Annotated in this window: 17 protein-coding genes; 11 read left to right on the plus strand and 6 right to left on the minus strand. The window is 43.0% G+C overall.

Translation table 11 applies throughout. From position 1 onward, the window contains the following. The first annotated feature begins 74 nt into the window (after nucleotides 1-74). The 7 genes from G460_RS0119625 (at nucleotide 75) to G460_RS0119650 (ending at nucleotide 6,997) form a co-directional block, all read left to right on the plus strand. Nucleotides 75-1,157, plus strand: coding sequence for an alkaline phosphatase family protein (locus G460_RS0119625; protein ID WP_026956937.1), 1,083 nt, complete (start codon nucleotides 75-77; stop codon nucleotides 1,155-1,157). Continuing rightward, a complete protein-coding gene (locus tag G460_RS0119630; RefSeq protein WP_026956938.1) occupies nucleotides 1,154-2,800 on the plus strand; it encodes a metallophosphoesterase family protein in 1,647 nt (548 codons plus the stop codon). Before G460_RS0119625 ends, G460_RS0119630 begins: the two co-directional genes overlap by 4 nt. A 107-nt stretch (nucleotides 2,801-2,907) precedes the next feature. Then, nucleotides 2,908-3,528, plus strand: coding sequence for an RNA polymerase sigma-70 factor (locus G460_RS0119635; protein WP_245578767.1), 621 nt, complete (start codon nucleotides 2,908-2,910; stop codon nucleotides 3,526-3,528). Then, the gene (locus tag G460_RS0119640) at nucleotides 3,525-4,496 is read left to right on the plus strand and encodes a FecR family protein (protein WP_026956940.1); all 972 of its coding nucleotides are present in this window, start codon (nucleotides 3,525-3,527) and stop codon (nucleotides 4,494-4,496) included. The genes G460_RS0119635 and G460_RS0119640 overlap by 4 nt, the downstream gene beginning before the upstream one ends. Before the next feature lie 169 nt (nucleotides 4,497-4,665). Beyond that, nucleotides 4,666-5,166 (plus strand): STN and carboxypeptidase regulatory-like domain-containing protein, encoded by a 501-nt coding sequence (locus G460_RS23250; RefSeq protein WP_157366980.1) that lies wholly within the window; start codon nucleotides 4,666-4,668, stop codon nucleotides 5,164-5,166. A 12-nt stretch (nucleotides 5,167-5,178) separates the two neighbouring features. Continuing rightward, nucleotides 5,179-6,336 (plus strand): hypothetical protein, encoded by a 1,158-nt coding sequence (locus tag G460_RS22315; RefSeq protein ID WP_157366981.1) that lies wholly within the window; start codon nucleotides 5,179-5,181, stop codon nucleotides 6,334-6,336. A 109-nt stretch (nucleotides 6,337-6,445) separates the two neighbouring features. Then, a complete protein-coding gene (locus G460_RS0119650; RefSeq protein WP_035464810.1) occupies nucleotides 6,446-6,997 on the plus strand; it encodes a DUF4256 domain-containing protein in 552 nt (183 codons plus the stop codon). A gap of 804 nt (nucleotides 6,998-7,801) precedes the next feature. Here the strand turns inward: G460_RS0119650 and G460_RS0119660 are convergent. Continuing rightward, complete coding sequence (locus G460_RS0119660; protein WP_026956943.1) at nucleotides 7,802-8,749, minus strand: hypothetical protein; 948 nt, start codon at nucleotides 8,747-8,749, stop codon at nucleotides 7,802-7,804. Nucleotides 8,750-8,949: 200 nt separating this feature from the next. Then, a complete protein-coding gene (locus G460_RS0119665; protein WP_026956944.1) occupies nucleotides 8,950-9,636 on the minus strand; it encodes a hypothetical protein in 687 nt (228 codons plus the stop codon). Nucleotides 9,637-10,429: 793 nt separating this feature from the next. On the opposite strand from G460_RS0119665, the gene G460_RS22320 reads away from it, so the two are divergent. The 3 genes from G460_RS22320 to G460_RS23255 are packed head-to-tail and all read left to right on the plus strand — an operon-like array spanning nucleotide 10,430 to nucleotide 14,161. After that, nucleotides 10,430-11,611, plus strand: a complete 1,182-nt coding sequence (locus tag G460_RS22320; RefSeq protein WP_211226768.1) for a hypothetical protein — start codon at nucleotides 10,430-10,432, stop codon at nucleotides 11,609-11,611. A gap of 34 nt (nucleotides 11,612-11,645) precedes the next feature. After that, nucleotides 11,646-13,991, plus strand: coding sequence for a TonB-dependent receptor (locus G460_RS0119675; protein WP_026956945.1), 2,346 nt, complete (start codon nucleotides 11,646-11,648; stop codon nucleotides 13,989-13,991). Between the two features lie 5 nt (nucleotides 13,992-13,996). Beyond that, entirely contained in the window at nucleotides 13,997-14,161 is a 165-nt protein-coding gene (locus G460_RS23255; RefSeq protein ID WP_157366982.1) for a hypothetical protein, read from the plus strand. A 17-nt stretch (nucleotides 14,162-14,178) separates the two neighbouring features. Here the strand turns inward: G460_RS23255 and G460_RS0119685 are convergent, their stop codons facing one another. The 3 genes from G460_RS0119685 to G460_RS0119695 all read right to left on the minus strand — a co-directional run bounded on the left by G460_RS0119685 (nucleotide 14,179) and on the right by G460_RS0119695 (nucleotide 18,909). After that, complete coding sequence (locus G460_RS0119685; protein WP_211226769.1) at nucleotides 14,179-16,425, minus strand: Tex family protein; 2,247 nt, start codon at nucleotides 16,423-16,425, stop codon at nucleotides 14,179-14,181. A 207-nt stretch (nucleotides 16,426-16,632) separates the two neighbouring features. Further along, nucleotides 16,633-17,829 (minus strand): AAA family ATPase, encoded by a 1,197-nt coding sequence (locus G460_RS0119690; RefSeq protein WP_026956947.1) that lies wholly within the window; start codon nucleotides 17,827-17,829, stop codon nucleotides 16,633-16,635. Nucleotides 17,830-17,934: 105 nt separating this feature from the next. Beyond that, nucleotides 17,935-18,909, minus strand: a complete 975-nt coding sequence (locus tag G460_RS0119695; protein WP_026956948.1) for a helix-turn-helix transcriptional regulator — start codon at nucleotides 18,907-18,909, stop codon at nucleotides 17,935-17,937. 93 nt (nucleotides 18,910-19,002) lie between these two features. Between G460_RS0119695 and G460_RS0119700 the strand changes: the two genes are divergently transcribed. Then, the gene (locus G460_RS0119700) at nucleotides 19,003-19,488 is read left to right on the plus strand and encodes a DinB family protein (RefSeq protein WP_026956949.1); all 486 of its coding nucleotides are present in this window, start codon (nucleotides 19,003-19,005) and stop codon (nucleotides 19,486-19,488) included. 105 nt (nucleotides 19,489-19,593) lie between these two features. Here G460_RS0119700 and G460_RS0119705 read toward each other — a convergent pair whose 3' ends face one another. After that, complete coding sequence (locus G460_RS0119705; RefSeq protein ID WP_026956950.1) at nucleotides 19,594-22,383, minus strand: TonB-dependent receptor; 2,790 nt, start codon at nucleotides 22,381-22,383, stop codon at nucleotides 19,594-19,596. Between the last annotated feature and the right edge of the window lie 9 nt (nucleotides 22,384-22,392).

A 22,392-nucleotide genomic window follows, 5' to 3' on the forward strand; every position in this document is an offset into this window, starting at 1 on the left:
GAAAAGACACCACCTTAAATCAATCAATCCTGCGCAGTCTAGGCTGCGCAGGATTTTTTCAAGCTAATATTCGTATGAAAAAGATCTATTTGTTTCTCGCATTTTGCCTTGTAGGACTTCAGGCAAAAGCCCAAGATTATAAAACTGAAAATATCATCCTGGTTACTTTGGATGGGATGAGATGGCAGGAAGTGTTCAATGGCGCAGACTCGCTGATGGTGGATGATACCGGGATGATTGCATCACAAGGTTCTCTCTTGGAAGAATTTTGGCATCCGGATCCTTTGCAAAGAAGAGAAAAACTCATGCCTTTTTTCTGGGGTACCCTTGCTCAGGAGGGACAGCTTTACGGCAATAGAGCTTATGGCAACTATGTCAATAATGCCAATTCTATGTGGTTTTCCTATCCTGGCTACAATGAGGTTCTCAGTGGTTTTGCAGATGATGAGCGCATCAATTCCAACTCAAAAATCAACAACCCCAATGTGACTTTGCTCGAATACCTCAATCAGAAAGATGAGTACAAAGGGAAAGTGATGGCCTTTGGGTCTTGGGATGTGTTTCCCTATATCGTCAATGAAGAGAGAAGTGGAGTGCCGGTTAATGCGGGTTTTGACATTGCAACAGGAGATGATCTGACGGATGTGGAAAAAACCATCAATCGTCTTCAAAAAGAAATTCGCGGCCCTTGGGGAGGTGTAAGGCTAGATCCTTTTACCCATCATTATGCTCTGGAATCTATCAAGAAACACCAGCCAAAAGTCCTATACATCGCCTATGGCGAAACGGATGATTGGGCACATGGCAATAAATACGATCAATACATCTGGTCAGCCAAGCAAACGGATGCTTTCATACAAGAGCTTTGGGAAACCGTCCAATCCATGCCTCAGTACAAAGACAAAACTACCATGATCATCACTACCGATCATGGGAGAGGCGTGACCAAAAGAACTTGGACTGGCCATGGAGATGCCATCGCAGAAGCGGGAGAGATCTGGATAGCTGCTATTGGTCCTGATACTCCTGCAGATGGCGAGATGAAAGAAAAAGGACAATGGCACTCAGCCATGATCGCACGGACTATTTTCCAATTGCTAGGAATGGAATATCCAGACTCCAAAGCTGAGCCTGCTATCCAAGAAATGATCCGATGAATAAGCTGATATTATTTCTTCTGGGAGCTAGTATCGCTAGCTGCACTCCAGCAAATGACCCTGCCTCTCCAACTTATGGAGAGGTATTTTTTTCAAATACAAGTTGGAATAATGAGTGGTCTGATCTTTCTCGATTCTCGTCGGATGCAGAGGTGTTGGATCTTTCCTGGCAATTTTTGGGAATGGATTCAATTTCTGGAATTGACAGAGAGTATCCGGAAAATCTAATCTCAGGAGAGCCTGTTCTGCTTCCTCACCGCCTTGATGCACCCAATCATTCTCTCTGGTATCGTGCACAAATAGAATTACCGCCGGGGCTTTTAGGGATACGGGCAGATGATGGTACACAACTTTGGGTCAACGGGAAGAGGCTACATAGATCTGATCTAGGGGAGTTTTTTGAAATCACCACTGCTGGAGCAAAGGAATTGTTGATCCGAGTAGTAAACAATGCCATGGCAGGAGGGCTGCACAGCGTGTATTGGATGGAGCGTCAGGATTTTGAAAGTTGGAAGGAAAGAACAGAAGATAAGCAGGATTCCCTTTTATTGGTCCGCAAAAGGGAATTGCTTCAAAGTCAATCTCTTTCGAATGCAAATTTGGACGAGTATCCTATCTTATTTTCCAGTCCAGTGATGCTGCTGGGAACAGATGGAATTCACTATGTGAGATGGATCAGCGAAAAAGCAGGAGAATGTTTTCTGCAATTTCCCGACGGAAGCAGAGAAGTCATTTCATCTCAGGATGGAGTTTTTACTTATGAGTTTGATCAGCACACGCTATCATTTGATCTGGGGCAGGAAAAGACTTTTCATGGGAAATATACTTTTGCGAAGCCTTCATTGTCTGATCATGTGAAATTAGCCGTTTGGGGAGATTCACAAGGTGGTTGGGAGACTTTTGATGAGCTATCCAAACTCATCGGCAGACAGCAGGTAGACTACAGCATCGGTCTGGGAGACTTGGTCAATGACGGTTCAGAGACTTGGGCATACGAGCGTTTTTTAGAGGCAGCTGCACAGATGAAGACCGTTCAGATCCCCGTTCCGGGCAATCATGACTACGATGGCTACTACGAAGATCTTGCTCCGACCCTGTTGAGATCCAGAGTATTTCGCGAAGAAGAATTGACGTATGGAGTCAATTACCTGGGGCCAGTGGCGCTGATGCGATTGGATCCCAATGAATTTTTTCCGGTTTCTCTGCCTGAGAAGTCTGCTCAATTGAACTGGTTTTTGGAGGTGATAGAGTCTGAAAAGTGGCGAAATTCTGCATGGAAAATCTTGGCTATCCATCAGCCTCCTTATTCTCAAGGCTGGCCGGGCTATCATGGGGAAATCAGTATTCGAAAGCTATTGGAGCCTTATTTTCACAGAGGGTTAATCGATGTGGTGATGGCAGGACATACACATGATTACGAGCGATTGAGTCAGGATTTTTCTGGTTCCCAGGTGCAGTTTTTTATTTTCGGTGGCGCCGGTGGGGGTCTGGAACCTGTGGGTGAAGATTCTCTTTTTCCTCAGATGGATCAGTTGATCAAAAAACATCACGTTGGTCTGATGGATCTGGATGAAACCTCTCTTTCATTGAAGGTATTAGATCAGAGTGGAGGGACTTTGGATAGTCTTTTTCTCCGCAAGTAAGGACGTATGACTTTTCTTCAGTAGAGAATTGACAGAGAAGATTTTTACAAAAAATTGTAATTGCTGATAGGGGGAAAGTCCTTTTGACTTGTCCTAAAAGAAAAAACATGCAAAGTCTTATCTTGCAGGAAGATTTTGTTTTTTCCATGCAAGTCCACGCGGCAACCAGTTTTTCAGCGATCCAAGATGGAGATATGCGGGCCTTCGAAGTGCTTTTCAAAGAGCATTATGAGGCTCTGTGTCGCTTTGCTTCTGCCTATCTTGAAGACTCGGATGAAGCCGAGGAGATCGTCCAAAATACCTTTATTGGGATTTGGGAGAAAAAGGAAAAGCTCCAAATAGAAAGCTCTGTCAAAGCGTACCTCTACCGAAGTGTGAGAAATGCCTGCCTCAATGAAATCAAAAGACTGCAGGTGCGAAAAGCACATGCCGCCGATGTATTGCAAGGGCCGACAGGCTATGCTGAAGCCTCAGACCGACCTGCTCTCAAGCAAGAACTGGAAGATAGAATACAGCATGCCATTCGGCTATTGCCGGAGCAGTGCAGGCTCATTTTTCAGATGAGCCGCTATGAAGAACTGAAGTATCAGGAAATCGCCGACCAATTGGGGATTTCTATTAAAACTGTAGAAAATCAAATCGGAAAAGCGCTCCGCATCATGCGTGAGCAGCTCAAAGATTATTTGCCACTGATCATGCTCTTGATGAAAGGGTTTTTGGAACTATGAGCGAGCAAGAAAGAGAACATATAGAGGATCTGATCGGGAAATATATCTTCGGTGAAGCCAGCCAGACTGAAAAGTCTCAATTGGAAAAATGGGCCCTTTCTGATCCGGCCAATCAAAAGTATCTGGAGGATGCTCAGTTGATTTTTGAAAAGAGCCAGCTCGAGGTCGATGCATCTTTTGATGCTGATTTGGCTTGGGGCAAAGTCAAGCCTCAGCTTGCTACCAAGAGCAGGCAATTGATTTTTCCTTCTCTATGGAAGGTGGCTGCGAGCTTTGTCCTGTTCGCAGGTTTGGCCTATTTCCTTTATTATCAGTTTGCGCCGGGAGAGCGACAGACCTACTACAGCGGCAATGAAGTAAGAACGGAATTGATCGCAAATGAAGCTGAAATCACGCTCAACAAGGGGGCGGAGATGGTTGTAGATTACAATTCCAGAAAGAAAACAGGTATCATAGAACTGCAAGGAGAAGCTACGATCAGCATCTCGGAGGATAAAAAGTCAAGTTGGCTGGTGCAAACTGGTGAGCTGCTCATTCGGGATATAGGCACTGTCTTCCATGTCAAAGCATTGCCCGATCAAAATGAAGTGGAGGTCTCTGTGTTTGAAGGAGAAGTGCAGTTTTATTCCGCAGGTGAGGAGGGAATACATCTTTTGGCGGGTGAAAAAGGTGTTTATTCCAAATCGACTCGGGAATTTGTGAAAGCAGTAGCCAATGAGAACGTTTTGGCTTATAAGACAAGATCCTTTGGGTTTGAGGATCAAAGATTGGAGGAAGTAGTCGCGCAACTCAACCAAGTCTATGATCAAAAGATCATCATCCAAGGTGGAATAGCTCAATGCAAGATCACCGTGGGTTTTGTGAATGAAGACTTGGAAACTATTCTGGATATCATTTCGGAAACGATTAAGGTGGATATTGCCAGAAATGGGGAGCAAATTATCCTTTCGGGCGAAACTTGCTTTTAGAATGACTTTCCTAAAAATTGATTCAAATAAGAACTCATTAGCCTTTTGGACGCAGGAAGATCGGAGCTCAGTTAATTCTGTTTTGGGTGTTCAGACTCACATTGCTGCTTCTCCTGTTTTTTCAACTATGCGCCTTTCCGTGTATCTTTATTAAGCGATGGATAAATCCTTGAAACCTATTTTTTTGAGCTTGCTGCTCGGTTTTATTCTGCTCTCTGGAGCTTCTTTTGCGCAGCAAAAACCTCTGCTGGAGAGACAGGTTACGGTGACTTTTGAGCAAAAGCCTGTGTCTAGCGTGCTCGATCAGGTAGCCGCTCAGGCTGCATTTGTTTTTTCATACAGTAGCTCGGCGATTGATGTTACCAGACTTGTTTCAGGCAATTTTGAAAACCAATCTGTTCGGGAGGTTTTGGAAGGGATTTTTCAGGGAGAGGTTCACTACAAGGAAAGAGGAAACTACATCATATTGACTCCGGCTCCTGTATCCAAAAAAGAAGTGACCGTCAGTGGCTATGTATTGGATGAAAAAACGGGTGAAAGAATCCGAAATGCCACCGTGTATGATCCGATTACACTCCAATCTTCCGTAACGGATGAATATGGGTTCTTCGAAATTCAAGTCAAAAACCCAGCTGCTGAAGATTATAAATTGATCGTCAATAAGGCATAATATACCGATACCATGCTCGTGTCGAGTGCCAAGGGACAGCTGTTTCAGAATATTTTGCTTCGCCTGGACCCACAGCGCATTCTCAATGCCATGGATAGCACGGATAGCTGGAAGTTTTGGAAGCTGAATAAGGATACGGATCAGGCCAAAAACATAGAAAACCTGAAGGATACCATCCATCGGGATTTTCAGGTTTCTTTTCTTCCTTTTCTGGGAACGAATAGAAAACTCAGCGGCAATGTGGTCAATGACTATTCTCTAAACATATTGGGAGGATACTCTGCCGGTACGGAAAAAGCAGAATTGGGTGGCTTGTTTAACCTGAATAGGGGAAATGTCGGGAAGTTTCAGGCGGCTGGTTTGTTCAATTTCAATGGAGGAGGTATTCAGGGAGTTCAATTGGCGGGATTACTGAATATGAACTTAAGAGAAAGCAAAGGGCTACAAACCGCAGGCTTGGTCAATTTCAACCTCAGAGATGTAGATGGAGTGCAGCTATCGACGATCCTCAATAGTACGGGAGGAAATCTCCATGGGCTTCAGGCTTCCGTCTTAGCCAACTATACCCATCGGGATGTAGAAGGGACACAATTGGCGCTGCTTTTTAATGGGGCGAGAAAGGTGAAGGGCTCCCAAATCGCCCTGTTTAATTATTCAGACAGCATTCAGGGCATCCCTTTTGGACTGATCAGTATAGTGAAAAAAGGCTATCACAAAATCGAACTAAGTGCGGATGAAGTCATGCCGCTAAATGTATCCCTGAGGACTGGCACACGATCCTTTTATAATATTCTATTGGGAGGGATTCGACCTGATGATACCAATGTGAATACCTACACCTTTGGCTATGGAATCGGTTCATCGCCGAGGTTGGGCAAAAAAACGTACCTCAATGTAGAATTGAGTTCTCAGCAATTGACTCGGGGAAACCTGGCCGCTATTAATTTGATTACTCGCTTTTATCTGGGTTTTGAATACCAAATCACCCGCTATGTCGGCGTATTTGCCGGACCAAGTATCAATTGGCGACTATATGATGAAAGCTATGATTTCCATCCCGAGACATTCACCTATACCAGTCCCAAGCTTCTTTCCGAGCATAGCTTCGCTGCCAACAATCTGGCCGATCAGTTTTGGATAGGTGGACGATTTGGTGTTCGGTTTTTTTAATAACTTAACGCTATAATTCCACCTTGGAAAGGGGGTTGGAGCTTGTCCCGAAGAATTTCGGGAGGGATTGAAAAGCTAAGAAAGTATCAACTAAACCATAGTACCAAAAATGAACCTCTCCACCCAAGACCAGCAGATCTTAATGGACTTAATCAAAACCCGTTTTGAAAAGAACCAAAGCCTGTATCCAAAGCTAGACTGGAAGCAGGTTCAGGAAAGACTTGCCTCCCAACCCGAAAAACTAGCCTCCCTCTACCAAATGGAAGAAACAGGTGGTGAACCTGCACTGATGGGAGTGGATTCTGAAACAGGAGAGTTCCTATTTTTTGACTGCTCGGCAGAGAGTCCATCGGGGAGAAGAAGTGTCTGCTACGATAGAGAAGCTTGGGAAGCCCGCAAGAAATTCAAGCCTGAAACCTCAGCTATGGAACTAGCCGAGAAAATGGGAATAGAGGTCCTCAATGAGGAGCAGTATCGTTTTCTACAGACTCTGGGCAAATACGATCTCAAAACCTCCTCTTGGATCAGCACACCAGCCAAAATCCGAAAACTAGGCGGAGCACTTTTCTGCGATCGACGATATGATCAGGTCTTCACTTATCACAATGGAGCGGATTCCTACTATGCCGCTAGGGGATTTAGAGGAGTTGTGAGGGTTTGAAATTTTGAAAAACGATTGGAGAAGTACGAAGTACGATTCATGGAAATTGTAAAGGTTTTTATTTCAACATTCAAAATCTGTCAAAATATTTAACTCTTTTAACTAGGAAGAAAAGGTTGTCTAAGTATGCTGGACTATTATTCTAAATCAAAACCTGAGAATCAATGGACCGCTGTATACGAGACCCGTACGTACGGTGGTGTGAGAGGCGCACCCCGATGCATCGTGGCGGGCTGTGGGCTTATAGCTCACGGCCGTCTACTCGATTAGGCATAGTGCTTCATTCAACTGTCTTGTTTAAAAGTATATAAATTCTATTAATTGCCATAATTAAGGTCAAAAGAAAAAGTGTCAATAGAAAATAGTTTATTCCGATTATAGTTTTCTCAATAACCCATTTGTAATGCCAATTTGGAATATACACAGTACTTGACAAAAGTGTTAATATTAAGAAAATTGACAGAACTATACAAAACGAAATATTAACATGAATTTCCTTCACAAATTTTTGTTTTAGTTCATTGCTTTCATTGTCAGCGTCCTTTTTAATATTGTCAATTTGACTATAAATAATTGCTAATAGATTAAATAAAAAGCCGCCAAAAATTGCTATAGCGGCAATTAAGTTTCCTAACTGCCCTTTAAAATCGAATCCATTATATGTTAAAGTAATCGATATTAGAATGGGAAATGCCAAAAAAAGAATTGCATCCTTCCAATTGATATATTTTGATCGTTGATTAAGGCTTTTCAAAGTGCCAAAATGGTCAAAAATAATCTTCAATATGTTAATTCTTTCAAGCATTATTGCCTTACTCTTAGTTCAATAATATCTTCTATGAGTTCTTCACTTTGGTCGATTAAGGATTGAAGAATTGGATTTCCTTGTTCATCAAAATCAATTTGACTGGTTACATCTACATCTGGTTGAATCCTGTTTTTATGTGCTACATAGAATGTTTTTCTTTTTCCATTCAACTCCAATTCAAATTCAATTTCATCAAATTCTTCATCTATACCATCAATCTCAATTCTTTCATTTTCTGGATTTGTAAACAGGTTATCTACAAAATTCTTAAAGTTTTGAGGTAAACTTGAATTAGATAACATAGAGGTTTTAAGAGTTCCTGGTATTTCTTCTGGATTTCCACCATTTCTGTAGTATTCTTCAATCGAATTCGGTATCCTACGTTTAATAAACTCAACCTTTTTTAAATTTCCATTATCCATCATTCTTCTGTATACACTGCCATGAAGAATGTTATTCACTAAAACCTTATAAACTTGAAATCCTTCAGCTCTTACGAATTGATTTATTGTCCGTTTAAAAACGGTTTTTATACCAAATTTTGCCTTTCGTTGTAGAATTAACGCTCCTGAATTTCTGTTTGTTGGTATTTTCAAGTAAAAGAAAATATTCCTAAAGGCAGCATGATTCTGCTGAACATCTAAAATATTTTCTCTCGATTCCACATCTCTTATTTGATATTGTTCCCCACTTACTCCAGAAGAGAAATATCCGTAAATTCTTCTGCTGGCTATATCAACTGTCGGGGGAGCATCTAAAGTCAAATGTAATGATGTCGTATCACGAGCGTCAGATGTATCAATAATGTTTTCAAATATAGAATTCAAATAATTTTCAAAAACTTGAAAAAAATCATCTGTTCCATTAAACCTGCTCAGTATTTGATCATTGTTATTGTTGTCCTGAACCTTAATTATGTATGTTGATAGTAATATTTTGTCCATATTTTTAGTATTATGCTTAACGACCAGCTATGATAAGTGGGGATTAGAAAGCACTAACCTCTCGTCTCGCACATAGCCACGCCTTGATTTAAATTTAAAACTTGTGGCGGACTTTCCAATCCCCACAAAACTGTCCTGACTGATGAACCCCCATTCATTCATAGCATTTGGTACCTGCTGTGTTTCTCCGTTCATAATGTTTACGTTTGGAGTTGTTCGCTGAACCAAGAGAGTTCGTGAGGCATTTTCTTCTGGAGATATTCGTTCCACTTTGCCCAACTGAATATCTGGCTGGTATGCCGTATGAAAATTAACTGTGTTTCTGTTCCTTCGGAATGTCTAACTGTTGCTGTCTTAGCATATGCGTTACTAATGTAATCTTCCCATTTTACGCCTTCAGTCGAGTATTCGGTTTCTTGGAGTGCGTTAGCCAATAAATTTGCAGCACTTGTTCCGATAAACAGGCAAGTTTTGGGTTTAAGCAATTTCATAATCTCCAAAAATGGGAACCAACCACTGTAAAAGTCCTCGTAACTTGGTCGTCCCTTATTTGTTTCCATAGGTCTTTGGATGAAGTTGTAGAAGGAAACCAAATTCCAAAAAGTTGATGAATCAAAATCATCATTTCGAAAGAGTGCCCGATGAAGATTTGGGAAGATTTTTGTTCCGTAGTACCAACGTTCAATTGCAAGTTCTTCAATCACTTCTCTTGTAAAAGTTGGAGAATTATGTATTTCAATTGACTCAGGGGTGTTGTCATGATAGTGGCTTTCTCCAACAATTAGAAGTTTGTTTTGAGTGTCCAGTGAATCAAATTGGCTACCAACCCAAGGTAGCCATTTTAAGCCTTTAATTTCCAAAAATCGAGAATCGGTAGTTCTGTCCATGTTACATCTTAGACCATGAATGCATGCTTCCTGATGGACAATTAAATGAGGAAGGCGTATTTTTTGATTTAACTAAAGTCCCACATTTTTTGCATTGGTAATTGTTAGGCCCAACTTCTCCCAAGTCTGTCCATGAATGCATTCCCCCTCCGGGGCAATTGAAACTACTTGGAGTTTTGTCGCTTGTGATGTGAGTCTTACATTTTTTGCATTGATAATTTTTTCATTTCGTAGTGAATTTAGGTTTTACTTATTTGTTGACATCTGGATTTTCCGCTCCTACTCATAGCAGGTAACGAATCGATATACCCAACCAATTGGGTATATTTTTCATATATCCTCAATCGAAAACCCTTTCAATTGATCAAATTTGAGGTTTATCCGATTGTTACCGTTTGGTGTCTGATATTTATAAAATCTGATAATTTTCATTTCTTCCCTAAAAAATCCCTGTTCGGCCTCAGAAAAAATCTCTTGGCTAAGAAAGGTACATAATCGATAGGAGACAATACCCTGTACAGGGTATTTTTTGATGAATTCGGATTTTTTTGCTTATCGATCTCTGATCTTCTTGACTCCTTATTCTTCCGTATCCTGTCTGTCCGCTGTGACGGGTCTTCGCTCTTCCGTCCCCTTTATCCAATCTCTCAATCTCGAATTCTCGTAAATTCACAACCTTCCCACCTTCCCACCTTTCAACTTTTCAACCTTCCCACTCCCAAAAATTTTCCAATTCCTCCCATAGGGGTAAAGCGCGACTTGTCTGTCCTAAAGATGAAACGAAACCAATACGATGAATACGATCCAAAAATTCGCACTGCTTTTCCTCTTTTTGATCAGTCAGCCTATTCTGGCGCAGGTTCAATCCGCTGAGGAAGAAGTGATTCAGAAAAAGCATTTTCAATTTCAGCCTTTCACCAAACCTGGAGCAGATACAAGCTATGTGCCCTTTCAGATTTCACTGGTTCCTTTTGTAGGTACCAATGGAAGCAATTCCGGGAATGTCGTAAATGGAACTTCCATCAATGTACTGGGAGGTTTTTCTGCAGGAAACAGAGCTTTTGAAGCAGCTGGACTTTTCAATCTGAACCGTGGAAATGTGACCGGGGTACAAGTGGCTGGTTTGTTTAATCAGGTGAGAGGTACCGTGGATGGGGTTCAGATGGCAGGTCTTTTCAATTCCAACCTCGATTCGGTACAAGGGGTGCAGCTAGCCGGTTTGACCAACTTTACCACCGGAAAAGTAGATGGAGTACAAATCTCCGGTTTGGCGAACTTCACTCCCAAATCGGTGAAAGGTGTCCAAATTGCAGGTTTGCTGAATTTCTCGGCCAAAGATCTGGAAGGTTCACAGATCTCAGGTGGCTTGAATTTCACTGCCAAAAATGTGAAAGGTTCCCAAGTAGGTTTGGCTAATTTCGGAGGGAAAGTAGAAGGCTTCCAACTGGGTTTGTTCAACTATGCAGACTCCATGAGCGGGGTGCCGGTAGGATTGATTACCTATGTGCGCTCGGGATATCATACTTTGGAATTCAGTGCCAATGAGGTGCTGCCGCTTAATCTTGCCTTTCGCAGTGGCAAGAGAGAGTTTTACAATATGTTGTTCGTCGGGTTCAGACCGGAGATCCAGCGGGATGTAGTGTGGTCCTTTGGCTATGGAGTAGGTACTTCTCCCAAGTTGACAGATTGGCTCTATCTGAATATAGAGGCGAGTTCTGAGCAGCTCAACCAGGGCAATGTCATGGCACTAAATCTAATCAATCGCTTCTATGTAGGAGCGGAGTTTCAAGTAGCCAAAAAGCTTGCGATTTTCGGTGGTCCCACTGCCAACTTGAGGGTTTACGATGATACCTATGAGTTTCATCCCGAACTCTTCCAATATACTTCTCCACAAATCCGAAATCAGCGCTACTATCCTGACCGAGTTGCGAGTCAATTTTGGTGGGGATTCCGTGCAGGACTTCGATTCTTCTAATTCTCCTTCTTTTCTTATCTAATCAATTTTCGCTATGAAAACTTTCATTGCCTTGGCTTTGCTATGCCTTTTTGTGAGCCCAACTAAACTCTATTCCCAAGAACTGACGCAAACGGTCCGTGGGAAGGTGGTAGATCAGATTTCCCAAAATCCCATAGAAGGAGCATCGGTGATTGTACTGGGTTCTGATCCGGTGCTGGGCGCGGTCACAGATCGACTAGGGGAATTCAAAATCGCTCTGGTGCCCTTAGGGACGCAGGCTTTGCAGGTGAGTTTTATGGGCTATGAAAAAGTGATTCTGTCCCAGATTCAGGTCAATAGCGGGAAGGAGACTGTTCTTGCTGTAACTTTGAAAGAGGATATTTCCGAAATCTCCGAGTTTGTCGTGACTGCCAGCCAAAAGGAGAAAACTGTCAATGACATGATAGCGGTCAGTGGAAGAACTTTTTCGGTGGAGGAAACCAGGAAGTTTGCAGCGGCAGTAAATGATCCGGGACGGATGGCGATTTCATTTTCCGGAGTGGTAAGCACGGATGATGGGAATAATAACATTTCTATCCGTGGCAATAGTCCCAACGGCCTGCTCTGGAGAATGGAAGGGATCGATATTCCCAATCCCAATCACTTTGTCAATCCGGGGTCGTCTGGAGGGGGCGTATCCATATTGAGTTCTCAGTTGCTGGCCAATTCGGATTTTATTACGGGCGCATTTCTTGCTGAGTATGGCAATGCTCTTTCTGGAGTTTTTGATCTGAGTCTGCGAAAAGGAAATAATGAGCGAAGAGAATTCACTGTTCAAGCTGGATTTTTGGGGACGGATGTGGCAGTAGAGGGTCCATTTTCTCCCAATTACAAAGGTTCTTATCTGATTAACTATCGCTATTCCACACTATCCCTCTTGTCAAAAATCGGGGTGCCATTGGGCGATTATGTGACCAATTTTCAGGATTTGTCCTTCAATTTCTATTTGCCGGCAGGTGAAAAAAACAGTTTTTCCATCTTCGGATTTGGAGGCCTTAGTGATCAGAAGAGTGATGCGGAGCTGGATTCCTTACAGTGGGAGTCGGATGATGAGCGCTACAATTCTACTTTCTTTTCCAATACCGGAGCAGCAGGGGTCAAGCATGTCTATCTCTTGCATTCCAATCATGTGCTTCAAAACACGGTGCTTTTGTCCGGGACAGAACTGGGCGATAATTACCATCGGCTGGATGAGGAATATGTGCCTGAGGAGCGATATTTTGAAAAATTCGGTAACTCTAAGCTAACCGTCAGTTCGGTACTTAATTCGAAGCTATCGGCCAGATCCAGTCTGAGGTCGGGGATTTATTGGAATAAGCTATACTATCAACTTCATGAAAAGTCCTATGAAGTAGAACTGGGTGGATTGGAGACAAAGATCAATTCCAATGGCAATACAGAAACTTTGCAACTTTTCAGCCAGTGGAATTACCGAGCATCAGAGCGATGGACGGTCAATCTGGGGATGCACTACCTGCGCCTCAATCTCAATCAAAGCCAGTCTCTGGAGCCAAGAGCGAGCGTGAGTTATGCATTGGATGAGCGACAAAGTCTGAGCTTTGGCTATGGGCTTCACAGTCAGATCCAGCCATTGGGAACCTACTTTGCGGAGCAGGTAGTGGGAGAGCAGGTTACTTTGCCCAATCATGACCTGGACCTGAGCAAGTCCCATCAGGTGGTCTTAGGCTATGATCGCTCGATCAATCCTTATCTACGCATGAAGCTGGAAACGTACTATCAGCATCTATACCAGATTCCAATCAAACCAGGTGCTGATCAGACTTATTCTATTATCAATCAGGAATGGAGTTTTATGACAGATCCTTTGATCAGTGATGGAAAAGGAAAAAATTACGGGCTGGAGATGACATTGGAACAGTTTACCAATCAGGGAATGTACTTTCTTTTTTCAGGCTCTCTATATAATTCACTCTACCAAACCGAAGAGTCCAAATGGAGAAATACCCGCTTCAATGGAAATTTTAACCTGACGCTGACAGGAGGAAAGGAGTTTGAGTGGGAAAAAGGAAGGAGCTTTGGGGTGAATATCCGTGCGATATATAGCGGAGGTATGAGAGTAACTCCGATTGATATGGAGGCTTCCATCGAAAAAGGAGAAACTGTCTGGATAGAAGAAAAGGCTTTTGAGGAGCAAAATCCGAACTATTTCAGGGCTGATCTGCGATTCAGTCTCAAAAGAAACAAAGCCAAATCTACACGGACCTGGGCTTTGGATATCCAGAATGCGAGCAACAGAAAAAATGTGTACGGAAGTTATTTCGAGCCAATGACAGGAGAGGTCAAAACTTCCTATCTCAGCCCATTGATTCCTATTTTAAGTTATAGAATTGAATTTTGATCACTATGGAAATGAAAAAAGGAGCTGATTTTTCCCGATTGATCCCATTTTATTCGAAGAGTTTTTCAATTCAGAAAACGTTTCACAGAGAAGAGTTTTCTGAGGAGACTGGCGAAGAAAGTGGGATGCTGGTAGAATCAGCTCCTTTGCAGTGGATATGGAACAGCTAGTTGCTTTTTAGAAAAGCTTAGCTTCCAAACTTCCCTTTGAGCGCAGCTAGTTTTTCGGCCATTGTTCCTTGCGACTCGGAGTTGCGGGCAGGTTTCCCTTTTCCTTTCTCCATCTTTTTGCCTCTTTCTGCAAATGGATCAGATTTCATACTCAAACCGATTCGCTTGCGAGGGACATCTACTTCCAATACGGTCACCTCGACCTTTTGATTGACATGCACGATTTCATTGGGATCTTTCACAAATCGATCTGCCAAGTGACTCAAATGGACTAGGCCATCTTGATGTACTCCCACATCTACAAATGCTCCAAAAGCGGTGATATTGGTGATGACACCAGGAAGTTTCATTCCAGTCTTGAGGTCGGTGATGGCATTGACACTTTCCTCAAACTGGAAGACTTCAAAGCTTTCGCGAGGATCACGACCCGGCTTTGCAAGTTCCTCCAAGATATCCTGCAAAGTTGGCAAACCAACCTGATCAGACACATAGGATTGGAGGTTGATTTTCTTTCTCAAGTCCTCAGATTGGATCAATTCACTGACGGATGAACCAAGGTCTTGGGCCATTTTTTCCACCAAAGAATAGCGCTCTGGATGGACTGCAGAGGAATCGAGTGGGTTGCTAGCCTGACCGATTCTCAAGAAACCCGCAGCCTGTTCGTATGCTTTATCTCCCAGTCTTGGGACTTTGAGCAATTGATTTCTGGAGGAGAATGGACCATTTTGATTTCTGAAATCCACGATATTTTGAGCCAATCCAGGGCCTAAACCGGAAACATAAGTCAAGAGCTGTTTGGATGCCGTATTGACTTCTACTCCCACGCCATTTACAGCGGACATGACTGTGTCATCCAAGGCATTTTTGAGGGAGTTTTGATCCACGTCGTGCTGATATTGTCCAACACCGATTGATTTGGGATCGATTTTGACGAGCTCAGCCAAAGGGTCCATCAGTCTTCTCCCGATCGAAACAGCTCCTCTGACAGTCAGATCCAAATCAGGAAATTCTTCTCTTGCCACGTCTGAGGCCGAGTAAATCGATGCGCCTGCTTCATTGACCATGGTGACGATTGTGCTTTTGGGAAGTCCAAGAGTTTTGACAAAAGCTTCTGTTTCACGTCCGGCGGTTCCATTGCCGATAGCGATGGCCTGAACCTGATATTTCTCCACCATGCCTCTTAGAATCATGCCTGCTTCGGCAGTTTTGCGCTGCGGCTCATGTGGAAAAATGGCTGAATATTCTAAAAATTGACCTTGAGGTCCGAGGCAGACGACCTTGCATCCTGTCCTAAATCCAGGGTCGATTGCCATAACTGATTTTTCACCCAAAGGTGCTCCTAGCAAGAGTTGACGAAGGTTTTCTGCAAATACCCTAATAGCTTCCTCGTCTGCCTTTCTTTTGGTCAGAAGTCGAACTTCTGTTTCCATGCTTGGTTTCAGGAGTCTTTTGTAAGCGTCTTTGACTGCAATTTTCACTTGATCTGCTGATGAGTTGGCCTGTCCTGTCAGCACTTCTCTTTCTATCACGGCCAAAGCATCCAGTTCTTCAGGACAGGAGTCCAGCATCAGGAAAAGTTCTTTTTCCCCCCTTCGCATCGCCAAAACCCGGTGAGAAGGAGCTGTCTTGATAGGCTCCTTCCAGTCAAAATAATCTTTGAATTTGGCGGCTTCAGTCTCTTTTCCTGGGATGACTTTGGAGCTGAATGTGCCTTCTTCCAAAAAGAGTTTTCTCATTTTTTCACGAAGTGAGGCATTTTCATTGATCCACTCGGCGATGATATCGCGAGCACCTTGGAGGGCTTCTTCGATGGATTGCACTTCTTTTTCTTCGGAAATATATTTTTCAGCTTCCGTATCCAAGTCTATGCTTTCCTGCGCAAAAATCAATTCTGCTAGAGGCTCAAGCCCCTTTTCTCTTGCTATTGTTGCCTTGGTTCTTCGCTTAGGTTTATATGGAAGGTAGATGTCCTCCAGTTTGGACATCGTTTCGGCTTCAAGAACCTGCTTTTGTAAGGAGTCGGTTAGTTTTCCTTGCTCGGAGATGGATTTGAGGATAGCTTCTTTTCTTTTGTCCAGTTCGCGTAGCTGGATCACCCGGTCTCGGATACCCGCCACCTGCACTTCATCGAGACTGCCGGTAGCTTCTTTTCGATAGCGGGAGATAAAAGGTACGGTCGCTCCTTCATCCAAAAGTTCCAAAGTAGCCTTGACTTGGCTGGCTTTGATGGATAGCTCGGAGGCGATTTTCAAATCGTAATTCATAGCGATAATAGGAGGTTTTAATCAATCAAGCTGCAAGTTAAGTCTGCATTGTTGGGAAAAAAGGCTTTGAAAAAGGGAGGGCTTTTAAAGCTCTGAGGGCCTGAGGGTAAAAATGAAGAATTTAAGTGTTCTAATTTCAAATTGGTGTCAAGTCGTCTAAAAAGCCATGTGATATTTTTGGGATGGTGTCAGACCAGTTCGATCGATTTAATACATCATCCCAAAAAGCCACAAAGGGACCTTGCTCCCAAAGCCCAACTCAATATCATCCGCTGCCAATAGATAGTGTTCTAGATGCTTGACCTGACTTGCGTCTTTATTTTTACCTCCCACTTCTATCACCAACTCACCGGCCTTGAAGTCTCCTTCTTTGGGTAGAGTAACTTCGATTTTACTGTTTTTCAATTGATTGAGTAAAAATGTCTCTCTGATAGCACCAATCTCTGGTAAGGCTTTGAGAGCATAGGAAAGATTCGTGTTTTCCAGGTAGATTTTGTCGGGCTTTTGCAGCAAAGAGACTCCTTTTCCATCTGCCAATAGCAAATTGAGAAGTCTTGCCTTTTCCAATTGAGCAAGCCACTCATAGACTGAGTCTCTACTGGTCTCTACTTTTCTAGAAATTGAGGAAAGGTTAGGTTTGAAAGGAGCTGATTCCGCTAAAACAACCAGGAGTTTTTTGACTTTATAGGCTGATCCAGCATTGTAATCAGCTATAAATGCCAAGTCGGACTCGACTACCGTGTTGATGATTTGTTGAAGAAAGATGGGGATGCTATCTGGCCTTGATTCTGCTATAATGGGCAGATATCCCTGTTTGAGGTATTCTTTGAAAGCTGGAAGGGGTTGGAATTGCTGTCGAAATTCTTGGGCGATTTCCAAATGTGATTGTCGGATCTCTCCCAGATCGACCTTTTTCAAATTTATATTTTTTGTCAAGCTAATGTACTCTCGAAAAGATAAACCGGGTAGTTCATAAGTGATAACCCTTCTACTCAAATCTGACTCTCCACGATAGATGTCTAGAGCAGAAGAGGATGAAAAAACCACTTTCAAGTCAGGAAAGGAATCATAGATGTTTTTTAGTTCTCTGGACCAGTTAGGGTACTTGTGTACTTCATCTATAAATAGATATCTTCCACCATTTTGATAAAAATCGAGTGTAGTCTCTACTAGATTGTGGGTATAAAACCAATAATGATCTGCAGAAAAATAAAGGACTCCCTTTCCTGTGGATTGGATTCCAAATTTGATGCGTTGGAGCATAAGGGTTGTTTTTCCTGATCCCCTTGGCCCCTTGATCGCTATCATCCGCTCATTCCAGTCTATTTCCGAATAAAGAAATCGGAAAAACTGATCACTAACTTGATTCAGGAGGTTGTGAAAGTTTGAGACTAAAATTTCCATATTGTAGAATGTATTCGACAAAAATGAATAAAATATGTCGAATCAAAAAGTCAAAATAGGAATTGAAATGCCTTTTCAAATCGACAAATGTTCCAAGCCAATGCTTTAACGATCTGATTCATGAACGGATATGTTCTGCTTTTTCCAGATTTCCCGAGTGAGTTCCTGGAGTCTTTGCTGCGCTTCTGGCGGGGAAATGATCTGAATTTTGTCTCCCAAGCAAATAATCCAACGAATAAATCCTTCCAGAGAGGTGCACATAAAAGTCATCAATACGCGGTCTTTTTCCCGTCTTTCTAGGACAAACCCTTGGTTGAACTTTTGGACTCTCAGGTATTTTTCGGCTGAGATGGGAATGGAAATTACAATCTCCAGCAGGTTTTCGGAGGAGCGGATTTTTTCGAGATATTCTGAAAGGGAAGGGTGGGATTGAGGGTTGTAGTTTTCATCCAGCACAGTAAGCGTATTGATCCGGTCGAGTCGAAAAGTGCGATAATCGGCTCTCATCCTACACCAGGCGATCAAGTACCATTGCTGGTATGCATAATATACGCCGACAGCTTCCAATGTTCGGCGGCTGGTTTTTTCCTCGACGAAAGTCGTGTAAGTGATATCAATGAGCTTGCGAGAGACAAGAGCTTCTAGGATTTGTTGCAGAAAACGGTCCTTACTATCATGTAGAAGTTGATTTTTCTGATTGAATACCGCTACCAAGGATGAGAGTTGCTGCACCTTTTCTTTTTCGGTGGTACGCAGAACAGATTTGATTTTGAGCATGGCTGACTGGAAATGTTCCAGACTGCTTCGGTCCGAAATTTGGCCGATGATTTTTTCTGCCAAAGCGAGAGATTGTGCTTCCTCAGCTGTAAACATCACCGGCGGCAAACGATAGCCTTCCATCAGGGAGTAGCCTTGTCCAGCCTCTCCGATGACGGGCACTCCTCCTTCTTCTAAGGCCCGAATATCCCGGTAGACAGTTCTGAGACTGATTTCAAATCTATCTGCGATTTCCTGTGCTTTGGTCAGTCGTTTGGATTGCAGATGTGTGAGGATGGCGGTGAGGCGGTCGATTCTGTTCATTGTTGTCAGAGAAAATGAAAAATTACAAAATCCTACTGACATACTGCTGTCACTAAGCGTCGGTTTCTTTGTGTATCCTAACGAATAAAAACTATGGAAACGCAAGAAAAACAAAGAACATTTATCGACAGAGAACAAGTTTTGGCTCACTGGCAAGGACATCGAGCATTGACAAGAAGGGTGATTGAAGCTTTTCCCGAAAAGGATCTTTTCACATTCTCCATCGGAGGCATGCGGACTTTTGGCCAAATGGTAGGGGAACTACTGGCCATTGCTGGGCCAGGTGCAGTTGGTTTGGCAACTGATGAGTGGAAGGAACTTGACGAGAAAGATAGGTCGCAAGAGAGCAAGGAGAAGCTACTAGAGCTGTGGGATCAGACGACGCAGGTATTGGATGAAAACTGGTCCAAAATCCCGGAGGAAAGATTTCAGGAAACTCAGGTCGCATTTGGGATGTATGAAAACCCCGGCTATTGCTCAGTGCTGTATTTTATTGACAATGAAATACATCATCGGGGACAAGCCTATGTATATCTGAGGGCTTTGGGAGTCGAGCCGCCGGCATTCTGGGAAAGGTAAAAGGAAACTGGTTTTTTCGAAGAAGTATTGTTTAAAAAAAAGAAGCTGCTCCGGATCGGAGCAGCTTCTTTGTATTCAAATTTCTGATTTCAAACTTTTGATTTTCTAAATATCTCCTCTGCTTCCTCCTGGTCCCATACTTGGACCTTCACCGGTATTGATCATGTTATTGTAATCGTCCATGTCCATGCCTTTGCTGAAGCGACGGATATTGTAGGAGAATGTCAACATGAAATAGCGCTGCAAGACATTGGTTTGCACGTCTTCGATGTAGGTTTCGGTGACATTTCTACGAATACTTGCATTTTGTCTGAAGAGGTCATAGACATTCAGACTGACCTCTCCTCGCTGGTTTCCAAATACTTTTTTGCCCAAGCTCATATTGACCAAGGTGAAATTATTGTCAAATCCTTCACTTAGACCAGAGTTGATCTGATGGCTCAGGTCAAGTCTATAGACAAAGCCTTCCCAGATGATCCAATTGAAGTTTACACGACCTCTTTGGTTGAAATATTTATTGTTCAGGCTAGTGTTAAGGGTGTTTTCTACATCATTGAAGGAGAATCTCGTCCAGATGTTGAAGTCCACCTGATCGGAAATATTACTGCTCAAAGAAAATCCGGTGCTATAGCGGCTCGAATTGTTGAAGCCATACTGCTCGTTGACCAAAGTAGGTCTTTTGGTATAGGAGGCTCCGAAATTGATGTTGAAGTTTGATTTGATAAATCCTGCAGGGATGCCATAGTTCATCCAAGATCTAAAATCCCAATAGCCATCCAGATTGACTGGTTTGTAAAGCTGCGATCCAGGTTCCAAAATAATCCCATCTTGGATTTCGGTGGCTTCGTCAGCGATCAGAGAGCTATTCGAGATGGTATTGTTGACTATGGAGGACTGAGCAAAAAGGAACCAATTGCGGTCCGTGTCCGGATTGTTGGATCGGAATCGGACTCTCATTCGGTGCGAATAAGACTGATCCAACTCAGGATTTCCGACATAGAGCTGCAACGGATTGGAATTGTCTACGACAGGCTGAAGCTGTCTGAGATCTGGTTCGTTGGTACGCGTATCGTAGTCAAATTCGACATTGGTATTGTCTGAAAATTTATAATCTACCCGAACCGTAGGAAGAAAACTCTGGAACGTTCTTTCCAATTCGAAGGGCTGAGGAAAGCCCTGCTCGTTGTCCAGTTTGGCATTTTGATATTGACCTTCCACTTGGAATCTCAAGCCATCTTTGGAGTATTGATAACCGAGTTCTACTTCCTGAGTCAAGAATTTGCTTTCGAAGGTATTACTCAATGCGGTGTCCAAAGCAAGATTTGCTTCTCCAGGAGATTCATCCAGCACGTCAAAGATCAACTGATCTGAATCATTGACACGATTACCGATTTCGTATTCCAATTCAAACTGACTTCTTTCGCTGACAGCCTCGGTAAAGGAAATGCCCGTCTCCCAATCAAATCCTTTTCTATCCCGATTGATCAATTGATTGATGGTTTCGGTTCTGTATTCTGGTTCGAAATATTGATTTTCGGCCAATCTTTTGGAGCGATCTTCATTTTGATGATTGCCGACTCTAGCTCTTACGGTCATGGTCCTGCCGGGCTTGTCGAATTTGTGACTGTATAGAAAACGATTGAAAATATCGTAATCTTTGTTTTTGGCAGTTCTGGTATTTTCTACGGTATTGATCAGATCTGTTCCGTTGGTGGTTTCTCCAGAGAAGTCCGAGTTTTCTGTTTCAAATCGGGCGGACAAACGAGGAATGAATAGAATTCTGTTTTTCTCATCGATGTCGTATTCCAATCGCATGTCAAACTGATGCTCATTATTTAGCCTGGAATCGTTGCTGATTTCATTGTAGAATTGTTGGCTTTCATCATTGGTGATGAATTCTCTGAAGCGGATTTCCTGCCCGATATTTTCTCGGCTGTTGAATACATAGCTTCCAGTGACTTTGACTTTTTCTCCCCAAAGATCCGTATAGTTAAGTCCGGCGAGATGGGTGTTGATAATCCCACTTTGAGGTCGGGAATTGTCTTGGGCGTTAGGGTCAGAGGAATAGTCCGTCAGGTTGATGTTATTTGTCAGTCCTGTGAATGTGATTCGTTGATCTTCATCGAAGGCATTGATAGAAGCACCGACCACATAGCGGTCGTCTGTGCCATATCCGGCAGTAGTTCTACCAAATTGTCCTTTTCTTCGATTCGGTTTGGTGATGATGTTGATGGTTTTCATCCTTTCGCCATCATCAAAGCCGCTCAATCTCGCTTTTTCGCTGAGCTGGTCAAAGATCTCAACGCTTTGGATGACCTCTGCAGGTAGATTTTGAAGGGCTGTTCTCACATCTGTTCCAAAGAACGGTTTACCATCCACGAGTATTTGCGCGATATTCTCACCTTGAGCCTGAAGTGCTCCTTCGGCGGAATTGACTCCTGGGAGTTTTTCGATCAATGTCTGAGCCGAGGCATCCCTCATGGTTTTGAAGGCATCGGCATTGTACATGGTCGTGTCAGATTTTTGCTGACCGGTGGAGCGTCTAGCTGCCACAGTCACTTCCTGCAATGCGGTAGCTTCTTCACGCAGAGGAATGACACCTAGGTTTAGGTCTTGATTGACGTGGATGCTTTTGAAAAAATTACTGTAGCCGAGGTATTGTACCTTGAGGAGATAGTCCCCTTCTTTTACTTGGTTGATTTCAAAATTTCCTTCGAGGTCAGTGATCATTCCATCGACTTGGGAGGAGTCATTGACGCTGAGGATCAATACATTGGCATAAGGAATAGTAGTGGAAGATCCAGCCTCCTGGATTTTCCCTTTGACGGTGTAAGATTGGGCAAAGGAGGCAGCCGAAACTACCCATACAAAAAGGATACTTAAATAAACTTTCATTTAGTTGGT

Source organism: Algoriphagus vanfongensis DSM 17529 (assembly GCF_000429465.1).
In the GTDB taxonomy this organism is placed as follows: Bacteria; Bacteroidota; Bacteroidia; order Cytophagales; family Cyclobacteriaceae; genus Algoriphagus; species Algoriphagus vanfongensis.